At 68.7% G+C, this 15,661-nt stretch carries 16 protein-coding genes; 7 read left to right on the top strand and 9 right to left on the bottom strand.

What is annotated here, in order from left to right:
* The first annotated feature begins 71 nt into the window (after positions 1-71).
* The gene (locus J0J01_RS28400; RefSeq protein WP_296386993.1) at positions 72-794 is read left to right on the top strand and encodes a Rieske (2Fe-2S) protein; all 723 of its coding nucleotides are present in this window, start codon (positions 72-74) and stop codon (positions 792-794) included.
* On the opposite strand, the gene J0J01_RS28395 is transcribed toward J0J01_RS28400, so the two are convergent.
* The 3 genes from J0J01_RS28395 to J0J01_RS28385 are packed head-to-tail and all read right to left on the bottom strand — an operon-like array spanning position 776 to position 3,055.
* Positions 776-1,330: a protein-tyrosine phosphatase family protein gene (locus J0J01_RS28395; protein WP_296386992.1), complete on the bottom strand. Its 555-nt coding sequence runs from the start codon at positions 1,328-1,330 to the stop codon at positions 776-778. The genes J0J01_RS28400 and J0J01_RS28395 overlap by 19 nt on opposite strands.
* Positions 1,331-1,338: 8 nt before the next feature.
* A complete protein-coding gene (locus J0J01_RS28390; RefSeq protein ID WP_296386991.1) occupies positions 1,339-2,076 on the bottom strand; it encodes a sulfite exporter TauE/SafE family protein in 738 nt (245 codons plus the stop codon).
* A 10-nt stretch (positions 2,077-2,086) separates the two neighbouring features.
* Positions 2,087-3,055 (bottom strand): alpha/beta hydrolase, encoded by a 969-nt coding sequence (locus J0J01_RS28385; protein WP_296386990.1) that lies wholly within the window; start codon positions 3,053-3,055, stop codon positions 2,087-2,089.
* Positions 3,056-3,321: 266 nt separating this feature from the next.
* Here J0J01_RS28385 and J0J01_RS28380 point away from each other — a divergent pair, with 266 nt between their 5' ends.
* The 3 genes from J0J01_RS28380 to J0J01_RS28370 are packed head-to-tail and all read left to right on the top strand — an operon-like array spanning position 3,322 to position 7,316.
* Positions 3,322-6,078, top strand: coding sequence for a glycosyltransferase (locus J0J01_RS28380; RefSeq protein ID WP_296386989.1), 2,757 nt, complete (start codon positions 3,322-3,324; stop codon positions 6,076-6,078).
* 3 nt (positions 6,079-6,081) lie between these two features.
* Entirely contained in the window at positions 6,082-6,675 is a 594-nt protein-coding gene (locus J0J01_RS28375) for a phospholipid methyltransferase (protein WP_296386988.1), read from the top strand.
* A complete protein-coding gene (locus J0J01_RS28370) occupies positions 6,672-7,316 on the top strand; it encodes a CoA pyrophosphatase (protein WP_296386987.1) in 645 nt (214 codons plus the stop codon). Before J0J01_RS28375 ends, J0J01_RS28370 begins: the two co-directional genes overlap by 4 nt.
* Before the next feature lie 134 nt (positions 7,317-7,450).
* Here J0J01_RS28370 and J0J01_RS28365 read toward each other — a convergent pair whose 3' ends face one another.
* Both J0J01_RS28365 and J0J01_RS28360 read right to left on the bottom strand, forming a co-directional pair.
* Positions 7,451-7,918: a MaoC family dehydratase gene (locus J0J01_RS28365; RefSeq protein WP_296386986.1), complete on the bottom strand. Its 468-nt coding sequence runs from the start codon at positions 7,916-7,918 to the stop codon at positions 7,451-7,453.
* On the bottom strand, positions 7,915-8,409 hold the full coding sequence (locus J0J01_RS28360) for a GNAT family N-acetyltransferase (protein ID WP_296386985.1): 495 nt from the start codon (positions 8,407-8,409) through the stop codon (positions 7,915-7,917). The genes J0J01_RS28365 and J0J01_RS28360 overlap by 4 nt, the downstream gene beginning before the upstream one ends.
* A gap of 44 nt (positions 8,410-8,453) precedes the next feature.
* Here J0J01_RS28360 and J0J01_RS28355 point away from each other — a divergent pair, with 44 nt between their 5' ends.
* Positions 8,454-9,443, top strand: a complete 990-nt coding sequence (locus J0J01_RS28355; RefSeq protein WP_296386984.1) for a tripartite tricarboxylate transporter substrate binding protein — start codon at positions 8,454-8,456, stop codon at positions 9,441-9,443.
* 103 nt (positions 9,444-9,546) lie between these two features.
* Here J0J01_RS28355 and J0J01_RS28350 read toward each other — a convergent pair whose 3' ends face one another.
* The 4 genes from J0J01_RS28350 to J0J01_RS28335 all read right to left on the bottom strand — a co-directional run bounded on the left by J0J01_RS28350 (position 9,547) and on the right by J0J01_RS28335 (position 12,459).
* Positions 9,547-10,269, bottom strand: a complete 723-nt coding sequence (locus J0J01_RS28350; protein ID WP_296386983.1) for a DMT family transporter — start codon at positions 10,267-10,269, stop codon at positions 9,547-9,549.
* A gap of 110 nt (positions 10,270-10,379) precedes the next feature.
* Positions 10,380-11,435, bottom strand: coding sequence for a putative sulfate exporter family transporter (locus J0J01_RS28345; protein ID WP_296386982.1), 1,056 nt, complete (start codon positions 11,433-11,435; stop codon positions 10,380-10,382).
* A complete protein-coding gene (locus J0J01_RS28340; protein WP_296386981.1) occupies positions 11,428-11,649 on the bottom strand; it encodes a biotin/lipoyl-binding carrier protein in 222 nt (73 codons plus the stop codon). Before J0J01_RS28340 ends, J0J01_RS28345 begins: the two co-directional genes overlap by 8 nt.
* Positions 11,650-11,673: 24 nt before the next feature.
* Complete coding sequence (locus J0J01_RS28335) at positions 11,674-12,459, bottom strand: hypothetical protein (protein ID WP_296386980.1); 786 nt, start codon at positions 12,457-12,459, stop codon at positions 11,674-11,676.
* Positions 12,460-12,589: 130 nt separating this feature from the next.
* Between J0J01_RS28335 and J0J01_RS28330 the strand changes: the two genes are divergently transcribed.
* Both J0J01_RS28330 and J0J01_RS28325 read left to right on the top strand, forming a co-directional pair.
* The gene (locus J0J01_RS28330; RefSeq protein ID WP_296386978.1) at positions 12,590-13,183 is read left to right on the top strand and encodes a tRNA-uridine aminocarboxypropyltransferase; all 594 of its coding nucleotides are present in this window, start codon (positions 12,590-12,592) and stop codon (positions 13,181-13,183) included.
* 179 nt (positions 13,184-13,362) lie between these two features.
* On the top strand, positions 13,363-15,510 hold the full coding sequence (locus J0J01_RS28325; protein ID WP_296386976.1) for an indolepyruvate ferredoxin oxidoreductase subunit alpha: 2,148 nt from the start codon (positions 13,363-13,365) through the stop codon (positions 15,508-15,510).
* The last annotated feature ends 151 nt before the right edge of the window (positions 15,511-15,661 follow it).

Genomic DNA, 15,661 nt, shown 5'->3' with positions numbered 1-15,661 from the left:
TTTCAGGGAGAGTTCGTATACAAACGACCGACTACACCCAAGGTGACACCTTCCAGGCCGAGAAACGCACCTTGTTCAGCCGGGCCTGGCTGCCGCTCTGCGCCGAAGGCCAGATCGCCAGAACAGGCGATTTCCTGGCCCAGTCGGTAGGCGGCTGGAGCGTGCTCGGCGTGCGCGACAAGGAAGGGGCGGTGCGCGTCCTGCGCAACGCCTGCCGGCACCAGAATATGCCGGTGGCAGGCCAGCCGACGGGCAGTTGCGCGAGCTTCCGATGCCGCTTCCACGGCTGGACCTACGACCTGCAGGGCAAGTTCCTGAGCGCGCCGCCGCCGGTCGCGCCGGCCGACAGCTCGCCCGGCGCCAACGATCTGCAGGCGCTGCCGGTGCGGCAGGCGGCCGGGCTGGTGTTCTTCGCGATGGACGAGGGCGTGCCGGGCGTCTTCCCGACCGATCCGGAGCAGCCCTACAGCGGCACGGCCGTCACCGACATCGCCTGCAACTGGAAGGTCTGCGTCGAGCATCTGCTCGGCAGCGAGCCGGGCTGGTTCTCGCCGCTGCTCGCGGTGCGCCGCTCAGGGCCGGCGGTGCTGGTCGATCAGGTGGTGCCGCACACCTTCCTGCGCACCAAGCTGTTCACCCATGTCTACGGCGGCGCGGCCGAAGCGCAGACGGCCATCAAGGAGGCCTGCGAGCGCCTGCAGACCGAACGGGCCAGCGGCACGCCGGCACAAGGCGGCGCGCTGGTGGCCGCGTTCCACAAGCAGCTCGACGAGGCCTACGCCGGCAGCTCGTGACCGCGGCCGATGTTGCGGATGACGTCGCGCAAATGCGGCTTGGCCGCGATCATGGCGCGGCGATAGGCCATCAACCCGTTCATCAACGCGCCATCGCGCTTCAGCAGCGTGTCGGCGAACTCGACCATGCGGGTGTTGGGCCAGCCATGCTGGCGCAACTTCAGCAGGCGCAGGAACGCCTCTTCCTCGCGGCCGGGCGCGTGCTGGCACATCAGGATGGCGGCCGCCGCCTGCGAGCGCGAGATGCCGGCGTGGCAATGGACGAGGATATGGCTGTCGCTGTGAGCGTGGGCGCGCTCGCCGAACGCCAGCAGGCGCTCGACATGCCTGGGCGTGCAGGCCTCGAAGCCGGGATATTCTGCGACGACGTCGTCGAAGCGGATCAGCTCATGGTCGATGTCGAGGAACTCCCCGAGCGCCGGCGGCACGGGCTCGTGGGTGTCGATGATCGACAGCACGTGGCTGACGCCGAGCATGGAATGCTGCGGCAGCTCGGGGATGCCGCAGATGATCAGGCGGTGGTTGGGCAGAGGCATGGTTCGTTCTACAGCAAGGCGCGGGCGAGATGCAGGCCCACCGCCATCATGCCGAAGATGAAGATCTTGCGGAACGTCTCGGCCGACAGCCGCCGGCGGGCATGCTGGCCCAGCCACACGCCGATCATGGTCGGCGCCACGGCGGCGACGCCGGCGATGCTGTTGGTCAGGTGATAGGCGCCGTGCAGGGCGAGCGACACCGCCAGCATGCCGGTGATGAACAGGAACATGATGCCCAGCGCCTGCACCAACTCGTGCCGGTCCATGTCGAGCGACTGCATGTAGGGCAGGAACGGCACCGCCGCGACGCCGGTGCTGCCGGCCACCGCGCCGCTGGCCAGGCCGATCACCGGATTGGCCCACCATTCGGCAGAGCGCGGCACGCGCGGCCGGTAGGGCGTCAGCGCGATGATCGAATAGAGCACCAGCAGCACGCCGACCCAGCCCGCGGTGCCGGGCGAGCCGAGGTCGCTCAGCAGCAGGCCGACCGCCAGGATGCCGATCATCGCCGTGGCCGCCATGGTGCCAAACCGGCGCATCAAGGGCTTGAAGCCGCCGCCATAGATCGCCTGCCAGACGTTGGTGACCATGGTCGGCACGATCATGATGGCGATCGAGCTTTCCAGCGGCACGGCGAAGCTCATCAACCCGATGGCGATCGGCGGCATGCCCATGCCGATCGCGCCCTTGGCGATGCCGGCGACGACGAACGCCACCGCGATCACCGCGATTTGGAGAAGCGACATTCAGTTAAACTCAGGAGAGGAGGGGGGCGATGAAGCCGTCGAACTCGGTCCAGAAGCGGGCGCGGATATCGTCGGTCTCCATCATGATCTCGTGCATTGCCGTGTCGAAAGTGACCAGCCGGCAGTGCTTCATCCGCATCGCGACGGTCATGTGCACGGTGGGATCGACGACGGTGTCCTGGCCGGCGCTGAACATCAGGGCCGGCAGCGCGATGCGCTCGAGGTAGCCTGACAGGCGGGTGAGGTGCATGGAGCGGACCGCCTGGCGAGCCCAGCCCAGGGTCGGGCCGCCGAGCGACAGCCGCGGGTCGGCCTCGAACCAGGCGGCGTTCCAGTGGAAGCGGCGCGCGTCGTGGGTGACGTTGTTGGCCTTGCCGTCGCCGGCGACCCAGGAGAAGGGCGGGGTGCCGTAGAGATCGCGCGTATCGAACGTCCCGGGGACCAGGGTCAGGGCCGTGTTCAGCACGCCTTCCCTGGGCAGCGCCATCATCGGTGAGCAGACCACCGCCGCGGTGAACGGCCCGCCCTGCTCGGCGAGGTAGCGCAGCGCGATGTGGCCGCCCATCGAATGGCAGAGCACGATGACCGGACCCTGCGTATTCGGCCCGACGATGGTATCGATGAAAAGCCGCAGGTCGGCGATGTAGGTCTCGAACCGGTCGATGTGGCCGGCCTCGTGCCGGTCCGGAAGCGGACGATCGCTCAGACCCTGGCCGCGCCAGTCGAGCGACATCACGGCAAAGCCGCGCAGCAACAGTTCGCCCATCGCCTCGGTCGCGTACTTCTCGATGAATTCGCCACGCCCGCCCAAAACGATCACAGTCGCGCGGGCTGTTCCGCTGGCGTTCCAACAGGCATAGCGCAACCGCGCACCCGTGCCCGCCAGCCATCCGTAGCGATCGGCCGGACGATGGGTATCGGCAACCTCCGGCGGAACCGAGGCGGGAACGGGCGATGCGGGATCGAGTGCGGCGGCCATGGCCGGGGATTTTGACATTTCGGCCACGATTGCGCGCTCACTCTTTACCGACCGACGGGGCACCGGCTATAGATCGCCCCGGCCGCCGCGTGGTTTTCGGCTCGCCGCTTTTTGAGCCGATCCGGCATGGGTCTTGCGTCGAGGGTGTCGACCGCAAGAGACAGGCGACCGTGATCTCAAGGAGCGCGAGCGATGATCGTCGGCGGTATGCCGGAGCGATCGCCGTTTAAATGTTCCGAGTCGGGCTGGTTCTGATTCTTGCCGGGATGGCGACCATCGCGGGGTGGCGGTGGCTCGACCGAACGGTCGCTGCCGCCGACGTCGAGCTGCCGTTGCAGGGCGTCACCTACGCCCCCTGGGCCAGGGACCAGGATCCGATCGCCGGCAAGTCGAGCGGCGTCGTGAGCTTCCTGCGCACCGCCTTCACCGATGAGCCGCCGCCGCCGGTCCGGCCGCGCCGCGAGCAGATCGAGCGCGACTTCGCGATGCTGGCGGGCAAGGTCCAGTATGTCCGTACCTACCGCACCACCGACGGCGGCGACTACATGCCCGAGATCGCGGCCAGGGTCGGGCTGAAGCTGGTGCCCGGCGCATGGATCTACTCGGCCAACGAGGCCAAGCTGCAGTTCGGCCGTGAGGCGGGCGAGGTCAATGCGGAGGAGACGCGGGCGCTGATCCGCATGGCCAACCAGAATCCCAACATCGAGCGGGTGCTGGTCGGCAACGAGAACATCCTGCGCTGGGACGGCCAGAAGAACCTGCGCGATCCCAACGCTACCAGCCCGGCCCAGCTCATCCGCGAGATCAGGAACGTCAAGCGCAACGTCAAGGTGCCGGTCAGCACCGCCGAGCCCTGGCACATCTGGCTGAACTATCCCGAGCTCGCGCGTGAGGTCGACTATCTCGCCGTCCATATCCTGCCCTACTGGGACGAGCAGTCGAGCCAGACGCCGCTCGAGTACCTGCAGGACAAGGTTGGCCAGCTGCGCAAGGCCTATCCGAACAAGAACATCATCGTCACCGAGGTCGGCTGGCCGTCGAACGGCGCCACCCGCCGCAGCCCAGGGACCGGCTTTCTGAAGCGCGCGACACCGGCCGAGCAGGCCAGGACCGTCCGCGACATGGTCGCGTGGCTGAAGGCGCAGAACATCCAGTACTTCGTGGTCGAGGCGGTCGACCAGCCGTGGAAGTCCTACGACCTCGAGGGCAAGGCGGGCGGCTACTGGGGCCTGTGGAACGCCGACCGGCAGCAGAAGTTCGAATGGACCGGGCCGATCCAGACCTTCCCGCAATGGTCGGTCTATGCCGCCTGGTCGCTGGCCGGCGCGCTGCCGCTGATGCTGGTCTTCCTGTGGTACTGGCGCAACCTGCGCATCGCCGGGCAGCTCGCCTTCTGCGGCCTGGCGGCGCTGTCGACCAGCGCGGTGGCGTACGGCGCCTCGGTGGCGGCCGGCACCTACATGGTGACTGGCGAGATCGTCGGCTGGGGCGCGCTCGCCTTCTTCCTGGTGCTGAGCCTCGGCATGGCGCTGGTGCAGGCGCTCGAGCTCTGCGAGACGATCTGGCGCAATCGCTGGACGCGCGAGGCGCTGCCCGCGGCCGAGATGATCGCCCGGCAGCCGGCCGACCGGCACTGGCCCAAGGTTTCGCTGCATCTCGCGATCTGCAACGAGCCGCCGGCGATGGTGATCCAGACCATCGAGTCCCTGGCCGCGCTCGACTATCCCAACTTCGAAGTCATCGTCATCGACAACAACACCAAGGACCCCGCGGTGTGGCGGCCGGTGCAGGATTACTGCGCCCAGCTCGGCGAGCGCTTCAAGTTCTTCCACTTCGACGTCATGAAGGGCTTCAAGGCCGGCGCGCTGAACTACGTGCTGAGCCAGACCGCGCCCGACGCCGAGGTGATCGGCGTGATCGACAGCGACTACATGGTGCGGCCCGACTGGCTGAAGGGCGTGGTGCCGTACTTCGACGACGCCAAGATCGCCTACGTGCAGTGCCCGCAGGACCATCGCGACTGGACCGGCGACCGCTTCAAGGAAATGCTCAACTGGGAATATGCCGGCTTCTTCGACATCGGCATGTGCCTGCGCAACGAGTACGACGCCATCATCCAGCACGGCACCATGACGCTGGTCCGCCGCACCGCCATGGAGGAGATGAACGGCTGGGCGACCTGGTGCATCACCGAGGACACCGAGCTTGGCCTCCGCCTGATGGAGACCGGCTACGGCGCGATGTACAGCCGCGAGCGCTTCGGCCACGGGCTGACGCCCGATCACTTCGCCGGCTACAAGAAGCAGCGCTTCCGCTGGGCCTACGGCGCCATGCAGATCATGAAGGCGCATGCCGGCAAGGTGTTCTCCAACACCACCAAGCTCACCTTCTGGCAGAAGTACCACTTCGTCGCCGGCTGGCTGCCGTGGTTCGCCGATGCGCTCAACCTGGTCTTCACCTGGGCGGGGCTGGCCTGGGTGCTGGCCGTTCTGGTGCCGCCGCTGTTCGGCATCAAGCCGGTCGGCCTGCCGCCGTCGGAGTTCATCATCCCGACCATCGGCATCTTCGTCTTCAAGCTGGTCTATTCCTTCGGCCTCTACGCCGACCGCGTGAGATGCAGCTTCCGCCAGAGCCTCGGCGCGTCGCTGGCGGGCCTGGCGCTGACCTACACGGTGGGCCGTGCGGTGCTGTACGGGCTCGCGACCAGCCGGCTGCCCTTCATGCGTACGCCCAAGATGGACGAGCGCGCCACCCTCGCCATGGCGCTCGGCATGGCGCGCGGCGAGGCGGTGCTGACGGCACTGCTGTGGCTGGCCTCGGCGGCGCTGTGGATGAGCTCGGGCGCGATCGATCCCGAAGCGCGGCTGTGGTCGATGTTCATGCTGGTGCAGTCGCTGCCGTTCGCGGCGGCGGTCGTGATCTCCGTCGTCAATGCGATGGAGCAGATGCGGCACGCCCGTGCGATCTACGAAACCGCGCCGGCCCCGGTGGTTGCCACACCGGCGATGCAGCCCGCACAATAGGCCATGCCAACCGCGGAGCCCGCGGGCACAGCCCTGTTCCTGAAACGCTGGTTGCGCCGGCCGCTCACCATGGGCGCGGTGGTGCCGAGCGGCCGGCTGCTCGCCGAGGCGCTGGCGCGGACGGCGGTCTCCGAGATCGAGGGCCGCGACGGCCATGTCATCGAGCTCGGCGCCGGGACGGGCGAGGTCACCAAGGCGATGCTCGCCACCGGCATCCCGGCGGAGCGGATGGCGCTGGTCGAGCGCGATCCGGAGCTCGCCGCTTTCCTGCGCCGCCACTTCGACGGGCCGGCGATCATCGAGGGCGATGCGGCGCGGCTGGCGCGGCTCCTACAGATGCACGAGGTCGACAAGGTGGCGGCGGTGGTTTCGGGCTTGCCGCTGCTGTCGCTGCCGGCCGAGGTGGTGACCGGCATCGTGCACGGCGTGTTCGAGGCGCTGCCGCGCGGCGCGGCGCTGGTGCAGTTCACCTACGGCCCCGCGCCGCCGGTGCCGAAAGCGCTGCGCGAAAGCCTGCATCTGGTCGGCGCGCACGGCCGGCGGATCTGGCGTAACGTGCCGCCCGCCGTGGTATGGACGTTCAGAAGGCCCCAGTGAACGCTAGCGTGACCGAGTTTCCGTTCAACGAGTCCCTACGCACGACGATCAAGGGTCATCTCGACCGGTTCGAGGTGCGCCGCAAGAGCGATCCCGGCAGCCTGCGCCATGCCGCCGTCGCGATCGCGGTGATCGAGGGCGACGTGCCGGGGCAGGCGGCGTTCCTGCTGACCAAGCGCACGCCCAGGCTGCGCGCGCACGGCGGGCAGTGGGCGTTGCCCGGCGGCCGCGTCGATCCCGGGGAGACCATCCGGCACACCGCGCTGCGCGAATTGCACGAGGAGCTGGGCGTGCTCGCCTCGATCGACGACGTGCTGGGCACGCTCGACGACTATCCGACGCGCTCGGGCTACCTGATCGCGCCGGTCGTGGTGTGGCTTGGCGGCGCGATCGAGCTCAAGCCCAGCCCGAGCGAGGTCGCCGCGGCCTATCGCATCCGCTGCGCCGAGCTGTTCCGTTCCGATTCGCCGGAGATCGTGCCGATCCCGGAGTCCGACCGGCCGATCATCCGCCTGCCGCTGCCGGTGGCGACGGTGAACGCGCCGACCGCGGCGGTGCTCTACCAATTCAAGGAAGTGGCGCTGGCCGGCCGCGACACCCGCGTCGACCATTTCGAGCAGCCGGTCTTCGCTTGGCGCTAGTTCATGTTCCCTCCCCCGAAGGGGGAGGGCTAGGGAGGGGGATCGCCGCTTCCATGAGGCCACCATCAGAAGCGAAGGCGTCAGCAGCGTGACCTCCTCCCCAACCCTCCCCCTTCGGGGGAGGGAGAGCAGAGTTAGCGCGCCGCGGCGATCGTCACCGGGCGGCGCTTCAGGAAGACCGTCGTCTCCTGTTCCATCACATGCTCGCCGCGCTGGTTGATCGTGACCTGGCGCAGGCGGCAGATGCCGCGGTCGGGCTTGGAGGCCGAGGCGCGCAGCTCGACGATGTCGGTGACCACGCGCAGCGTGTCGCCGGGGCGCACCGGCCGCGGGAACTGCGTCTCGCCGAGGCCCGGCGAGCCCAGGCTGCAGGCTTTCAGCACGCCCAGCTCGAGCCACAGCTTGAGCGTCACGCACATCGTGTGGAGGCCTGAGGCGATCAGGCCGCCGTACTGCCACTTCTTCGCGAACTCGGTGTCGATGTGGAACGGCTGCGGGTCCCACTGGCGTGCGAACTCGATGATGCCGGCCTCGGTCAAGGTCATGCCACCGCTGACGAAGCGCTCGCCGAGCTTGAAGTCCTCGAAATAGCGGTCGGTCACAAAACCAGCTCCAAGTAGGCGGTGTCGGGGATGGGGCTCGCGTAGTAGGGCGGAATCTCGACGAAGCCCATCGAGCGATAAAGCGTCAAGGCCTGACGCATTTTGCCGGTGATTGTGTCCAGCCTGAGACGCTGATAGCCACGTTCCCGCCCGATGGCGACGATGTCCTCGGCGAGCGCGCGGCCGATCGAGCGGCCATCGATCGTGCGCCAGCCGCGGAAGGCCGGTTTCACGTACAGCCGCTTCATCTCGCAGACGCCGGCATCGAGCCTGCGCAGCGCGACCGTGCCGGCGGCCTCGCCGCCGGCGGTCGCCAGCAGCAGCGCGCCCTCGGGGGCGGCGTACTTGCCGGGGAAGTCGGCGAGCTCCTTCTCGAAATCCTGATAGGCCAGCGAGAAGCCGAGCGACTCGGCATACTCGCGGAACAGCATCTTGATTGCCTCGAGGTCGGCGTCGTTCCGTGGCGCGGCGATTTCTACGGGCGTCGTCATGGCCGTAGTGTAGCCTGTCGGCGGCAAACATCGGGGAGGAAACAATGACCGTCGCAACGCGCCGCGCCGTCCTGGCGCTCGGCCTCGCCGCACCGCTGGTCGCGCGGACGCAACGGGTCGCGCGGGCGCAAGGCCCGTGGCCAACCAAGACCGTGCGCTTCATCGTGCCGTTCCCGCCCGGGCAGGCGGCCGACATCTTCGCCCGCCTGATGGCGGAGAAACTGACCGAGAAGTGGAAGCAGCAGGTCGTGGTCGACAACAAGGGCGGTGGCGGCGGCATCCCCGGCGTCGAGGCCGGCAAGGCCGCGGCGCCCGACGGCTACACTTTCCTGATCGCGACCAGCGGCACCTTCGGGGTCAATCCCAGCCTCTATCCCGACCTGCCCTACAAGCCGCTGGTCGACTTCAAGCCGGTCACCAACATCATCAAGGGGCCGCTGGTGATCACGGCCCATCCGAGCTTCCCGGCGAACACGATCGCCGAGCTGATCGAGCTGGCGCGCCAGTCGCCGGGCACGCACTCCTACGCTTCGGCCGGTCCCGGCACGGCGCAGCATCTCAGCATGGAGCTGTTCAAGCTGATGACCAGGATCGACATCGTGCACGTCCCCTACAAGGGCTCGGGTCCGGCGATGGCCGACCTGCTGGGTGGGCACGTGAAGCTGATGATGGACTCGACCGCCTCGGCGCTGAGCGCGATCAACGACGGCCGCATCAAGGCGCTGGGCGTGACGACGGCGCGCCGCGCGCCGGGCCTCGAGAAGGTGCCGCCGATCGGCGACACCGTACCCGGCTACGATTCGGCCGGCTGGTCCGGCCTGGTGGCGCCGCTCAAGACGCCCGACGAGATCGTCAACAAGGTCAACGCCGACCTGGTGGCGCTGATGCGCGATCCTGCGATCCTGAAGCAGTTCGAGGACCGCGCGACCCTCGCCGATCCGCTGACGCCGGCGGAGTTCGCGGCCTTCATGGCCAAGGACATGGCGACCTGGGCCGAGGTGGTGAAGGCCACCAGCACCAAGCCCGGCACCTGATGCCGGCAGCGCTTCATGCTCTTCCGGACCGCGAGCGCCTCGCTCGCCCTTGCTCGTGAGCGCGCAGGATGCACGCGGTCCGGATGAGGAAGAGCATGACGCCCTAAGCTAGCCGCAGCAGCGGCACCGCCGCCGCGGAGAGCAGGATCGCGAGCAGGCGCAGCATGGTGAAGGGCTCGCGCAGGAAGACCACCGCGATGACGATGGCAAAGATCGAGCTGGTGTCGCGCAGCGCCGAGGCCGGCGCGACGGGCGCATGCGCCCAGACCCACAGGATCAGCAGGTACGAGACGGTCGAGGCCACCGCGATCGGCACGGCGATGCCGGCGTGGGTGACGACGCTGCGCCAGCCGCGGGCGGCGAGGCCCTGGACGACGAACATCGCCAGCGCGTTGGTGGCCGACACCACGAAGCCGTAGGCGAGCGGCGAGCCGGCGCGGCGGACGCCCTGCGCGTCGCACAGCACGTAGCCCGCGGTCGCGAGGCCGGCGAGCGCCATCCACTGCAGGGCGGCGCGCGGCACGGCCGCGGGACCGGTGTTGCCGATAGCCAGCAGCAGCAGCGAGGCCACGATCAGGCCGATGCCCAGCAGGCCCCACAGGCTCAGCAGCTCGCCCGACAGCAGGATCGCGGCCGGCGTCACCAGCATCACCGACAGCGCCCGCACCACCGGATAGGCGGTGCCGAAGCCGATCAGGCCGTAGGCGCGCAACAGCGCCGTCACGATCACCAGGTTGATGCTGGTCGAGCCGACGATCCACGGCCACGCCGCGGCGTCGGGCAGGCCGGTCCACAACAGCGCCGGCAAACCGATGAGGGCGCTCATGACCATCTGCGCGGTCATGACTTCGGCCGGCTTGGGATGCGCCTTGACCGCCGCGTTCCATCCGGCGTGCAGGACGGCGCTGAGCAGCGCCGCGGCGACGTGCCAGAGGGTCAGGCGATCACGCCCTGCAGGCCGTAGATCAGGCCGGCGACCAGCAGCCCGATGAAGATCGTCTGGACGATCAGCAGCATCACCGGGCCCATGCCGATGCGGACCAGCGCCAGCAACGACGTCTTGATGCCGAGCGCGGCGATCGCCGTGATGATCAGGAACGACGAGACCTGCGCCAGCGCCACCCGGACCTCCGGCGGCACCAGTCCGACCGAGTTGACCAGCGCCAGCAGCAGGAAGCCGAACAGGAACACCGGCGGCGCCGGCCGGGCGTCGCCGGCCTTCTCGCCGCCGCGGGCGACCCACCAGGCGATCACGGTCACCGCCGGCAGCAGGCAGGCGACGCGCAGCAGCTTGGTGATGAGGGCGACGGCCAGCACGTCCTTGCCCAGCGTCTCGCCGGCGCCCGCGACCTGCGCCACGTCATGGATGGCGCCGCCCAGGAACACGCCCATCTCGAAGTTCGAATAGCCGAGCGCGGTGTGCAGCGTCGGATAGATCACCATCGTGATGGTGCTGATGAAGTTGACGCCCATCACCGCGAAGGCGAGGTCGCGGTCGGAATTGGCGTGGCGCGGCAGCACCGCCGACGTGGCCATCGCCGCGGCGGCGCCGCAGACGCCGGTGGCGCAGCCGGTCAGGAAGCCGAAGTCGCGGGTCAACCCGAACGCGCGGGCAACGACCGCGCCGAACACGATGGTGCAGCCGACCGCAGCGATCGCGATCACCACCGGCAGCGCGCCGCCATCGACGAGCTGCCCCAGGGTGAGCTGCGCGCCGTAGAGCGCGACGCCGATGCGCAACAGGGTGCGGCCGGCGAACTCGAGGCCGGGCTTCAGGACCGCCTTGGCCGACAGGGGCTGCAGGCACATGCCGATGACCAGGGTGACGATCAGCGGCGGGATCATGACCCGGCCGAACTTCATCCAGCCGTTGGCGTTGGCCACGAAGGCGATCGCGGCGATGGCGCAGCAGAGCAGGATGCCCGGCGCCGATTTCCTCAGGTTGTCGGGCGCCCAGAGGCGGGCGACCTCGACGGCGACGTTGCTAGCCATCGATCACGGCGACGAGCTGGCCCTCGGCGATCGCCTCGCCCTCGTTGACCCTGATTTCCTTGATGGTGCCGGCCTTGGGCGACAGAACCGGAATCTCCATCTTCATCGATTCCAGGATCATGATCTCGCCTTCAGCCTCGACCTTGTCGCCGGGCTTGAGCTGGATCTTCCAGACATTGCCGGCGATCTCCGACTTTACGTTGACGACGGCCATGCCTCGACTCTCTCCCGCGCGTGACTAGGGAGCCTTTTCGGCCACCCTACGGGCCAATTCAAGGGCTGGGTCGTCCACACGCGCGCCCAGCCCGGAGGCGGGGCGATTGACCGCAGAGATCGTTCCGTCCTGCAAAGTCGAGCGGCCGTCGCCGATGCGGGCTGAGCGCGCCGCCACGGCGACGGCGGCAACGCCGGCCTGCTCCAGCACGGCGAGGCCCTGGATGCCGGCGCGCTCGATGCCGGGGCCGGCGTCGTTGAACAGGATCAGCCGCGGCCGCATCGGCGCCGTCGTGGTGCCGGCGATCAGCGCGCCGTGGCTGCCGGTGGCGGCGACGCGGTCGTGGTCGTCCGGTCCCAGCATCGAGGCTGAATCGAGACACAGGATGCCGTCGACCTCGTAGCGGCCCTCGGCTTGCGGCGGCGGTGCGCTGTGCGGCCACGGGGCCTGCTTCAATCGTTCGACCGCCTCGCGGCACGTCATGCCGGCCACGATTCCGCACGTCGCGGCCGGGACATTGGCGCGGCTGATCACGCCGCGCGCGAGGAGATCGGCCGCATCGCCGATGCGCGCGCTCTCGGTGGCGATCGCGGCCATGGCGAGGCCGAGCGTCTCGGCATAGGCGAGCCCGCCGACGCCTGCTTCCTGCAAGCCAATCCCGGCATCGTGATGGATGGCGCCGCGCACGCCGGCCTTGGCCGACAGATAGGCGGCGTAGACCGCGCCATGGCTGCCGGTGACGACGACCGCGCCATCGGCCTCGGGCGGCAGCTTGGTGGCGCTGTCGATGGTGAGGACGGCGACGGGCACGGCGGCGACCCTACCCGCCGTCTCGACCGAAGGCGAGCGGAGAGACCTTGTCTTTGTCAGACGAGGTCTCTCCACTTCGCCCCGCTGCGCGGGGCTTCGGTCGAGACGACGGACGGGCTATACGGTCCTCATGTCCGTCGACAACAAAGTCGCCGTGCTGATCCTGCAGCACCCGCAGGAGCAGGATCGCGTGCTGGGCACCGCGAAGCTCATCTGTGCGACCTTGGATCACGCCAAGCTCACGGTCGGCCTGTCGTGGCGCAATCTCGGCCATGCCTTGGGCGAGCCGGCCGAGGCGAAGGACTGGGGCGTCCTTTATCTCGGCTCGGCGCATGCGGTGAAGGAGAAGGGCGCGCTGGTCGCGCTCGACCGCAAGGGCGAGCCGCTGGCCGACCAGATGGGCGCGCGTACGGGAGTGAAGGGCATCGTGGCGCTCGACGGCAACTGGGCGCAGGCCAAGGCGCTGTGGTGGCGCAACGCCTGGCTGACCAGGCTGCGCCGTTTCGTGGTCGTGCCCGACGGCCCGTCGCTCTACGGCGACCTGCGCCGCGAGGCGCGGCCGGACGCCGTCTCGACCCTGGAGGCGGTGGGCCTCGCATTGGCCGCGCTGGAGGGCGATGGTGCGGTGCGGGAGGCGCTGCTGGCGCCGTTCCGAGAGCTGCTCGCCAAGGCCCGCGCGGCCGGCATCCGGGACAGCAAACGGGACTATCGCAGACGGCGTTAGCCGTCTTCCCCTTTGCGGAGTCCGCAAAGGGGAAGTGCCCGCGTTTTACGCGGGCGATGGGGTCATGAGCGTCGCGACTGGTGCTCATGACCCCTCCGCCCGCTATGAGCGGGCACCTCCCCTTCGCGGACACCGCGAAGGGGAGGAAGGGCTTCCTTCTTCTGCTATATAGTCCCGCCATGCTCGACCAGCCGCAGGTCCCTGTCGCCCAGCGCACCAATCCCGAACGCTCGTTCAAGGAGGAGGTTCGGGCGTTGCGTCTCGGCGACGGCGAGGTGTTCCGCGGCGAGGGCATCCTGGCGGTCACCAAGGCGATCCTGCAGTCGGGCGTGGCTTATGTCGGCGGCTACCAGGGCGCGCCGGTCTCGCATCTGGTCGATGTGCTGGTCGAAAGCCAGGACCTGCTCGACGAGCTCGGCGTCCATCTCGAGACCTGCACCAACGAGGCCTCTGCGGCGGCGCTGCTCGGCGCCTCGATCAACTACCCGATGCGCGGCTGCGTCACCTGGAAGTCGATCGTCGGCACCAACGTGGCGGCCGATGCACTCTCCAACCTGGCCTCGCCCGGCGTGATCGGCGGCGCGCTGATCGTGGTCGGCGAGGATTACGGCGAAGGCGCCTCGGTCATCCAGGAGCGGACGCAAGCCTATGCGCTGAAGTCGTCGGTCTGGCTGATGGACCCGCGGCCCTCGCTGCCGACCATCGTGCGCTGCACCGAGAAGGCGTTCGAGCTCTCCGAGGCGACCAACACCCCGGTGATGATGGAGCTGCGCATCCGCGCCTGCCACGTCACCGGCGAGTTCGTCGCCAAGGACAACCAGGCGCCGGCGGTGTCGCGGAACCGGCGCCTCGCCGACCCGGCGCTGCACAACTACGACCGCATCTCCCATCCGCCCTCGACCTACGCGCATGAGAAGATCAAAGTCGAGGTCCGCCAGCCTGCCGCCGAGCGCTTCATCGTCGAGCATGGCCTGAACGAGCATCTGCCCGGCGAGCGCACCGACCTCGGCATCATCGTACAGGGCGGCATCACCAACGTGCTGATGCGCGGCCTCGACCGGCTCGAAGTCGAGGGCAAGGTGCCGATGCTGGTCCTCAACGTGACGCACCCGCTGGTGCCCGACCAGATCGCCGATTTCTGCAAGGGCAAGCGTGCCGTGCTGATCGTCGAGGAGGGCGCGCCCGATTATATCGAGCAGGCGATCCACGCTCTTTTGCGCAAGCGCGACATCGACACCAAGATCTACGGCAAGGACGTCCTGCCGATGGCGGGCGAGTACACCGCCGAGGCGGTGACCGACGGCCTGCTGAAGTTCTTCGCCCGCGCCGCCAACGACATCGATCTCGACGGCCCGCGCCAGCGCTTCGAGGCCGCGAAGGCCGGCCGCGCCGAGGCGCAGAAGATCCTGGGCGGGCCGTTGCCGCTGCGGCCGCCGGGCTTCTGTGTCGGATGCCCCGAACGGCCTGTCTTCTCGGCGATCAAGCTGCTCGAGCGCGAGGTCGGCAAGGTCCATGTCTCGAGCGACATCGGCTGCCATTCCTTCGCGACGCTCGCGCCGTTCAACCTGGGCAACTCGATCCTGGGCTTCGGCATGTCGCTCGCCGCGGCGGGCGCGGTGGCCCCGGTGATGCAGAAGCGCACCATCTCGGTGATGGGCGACGGCGGCTTCTGGCACAACGGCCTGCTGTCGGGCGTGGCCTCGTCGATGTTCAATCGTGGCGACCGCGTGCTGGTCATCATGCAGAACGGCTACACCTCGGCGACCGGCGCGCAGTTCATCCCCAACACCGCGGGCAACCGCCGCGACGGCCAGACGACCTCCGACATCGCCGCGACACTGAAGGCGATGGGCGTGGGCTGGCTGCGCACCATCCGCACCTACAATGTCGGCACCATGCTCAAGACCCTGCGCGAGGCGATGCGCACGGACGAGCCGGGGCTGAAGGTGATCGTCGCCGACGGCGAATGCCAGCTCGCGCGGCAGCGCCGTGTAAGACCGCAGATCGCCGCCGACCTCAAGGCCGGCAAGCGCGTGGTGCGCACGCGCTTCGGCGTCGACGACGAGGTCTGCACCGGCGACCACTCCTGCATCCGGCTGTCGGGCTGCCCGTCGCTGGTGGTCAAGCCCAGCCCCGATCCGTTGCGCAGCGATCCGGTGGCGCACGTCAACAACGGCTGCGTCGGTTGCGGCCTGTGCGGCGAGGTGGCGGACGCCGCCGTGCTCTGCCCGTCCTTCTACAAGGCCGACATCGTCCAGAACGCGACCCGGTGGGACCGGCTGGTCTGGCGCCTGAGGTCGAAGGTGATCGGGGTGCTGGCGTCATGAACCCCTCCCCATTCATATGGCTCTCGGATTCACACATCGTTGTGTGGGAGGGAATGGCCGTATCTGATGGCGCGGAAGTCGGCGAGGCCGATGCGCATGACCTTTGGTCCTGGTTTGCCATAGTAGCCGGTCCATCCGCCGAGGCGGGCGA

Source organism: Reyranella sp., assembly GCF_017305915.1.
Lineage (GTDB): Bacteria > Pseudomonadota > Alphaproteobacteria > Reyranellales > Reyranellaceae > Reyranella.
Note: the sequence above shows the minus strand (reverse complement) of the source record. Positions and strands in the feature narration are given on the sequence as shown.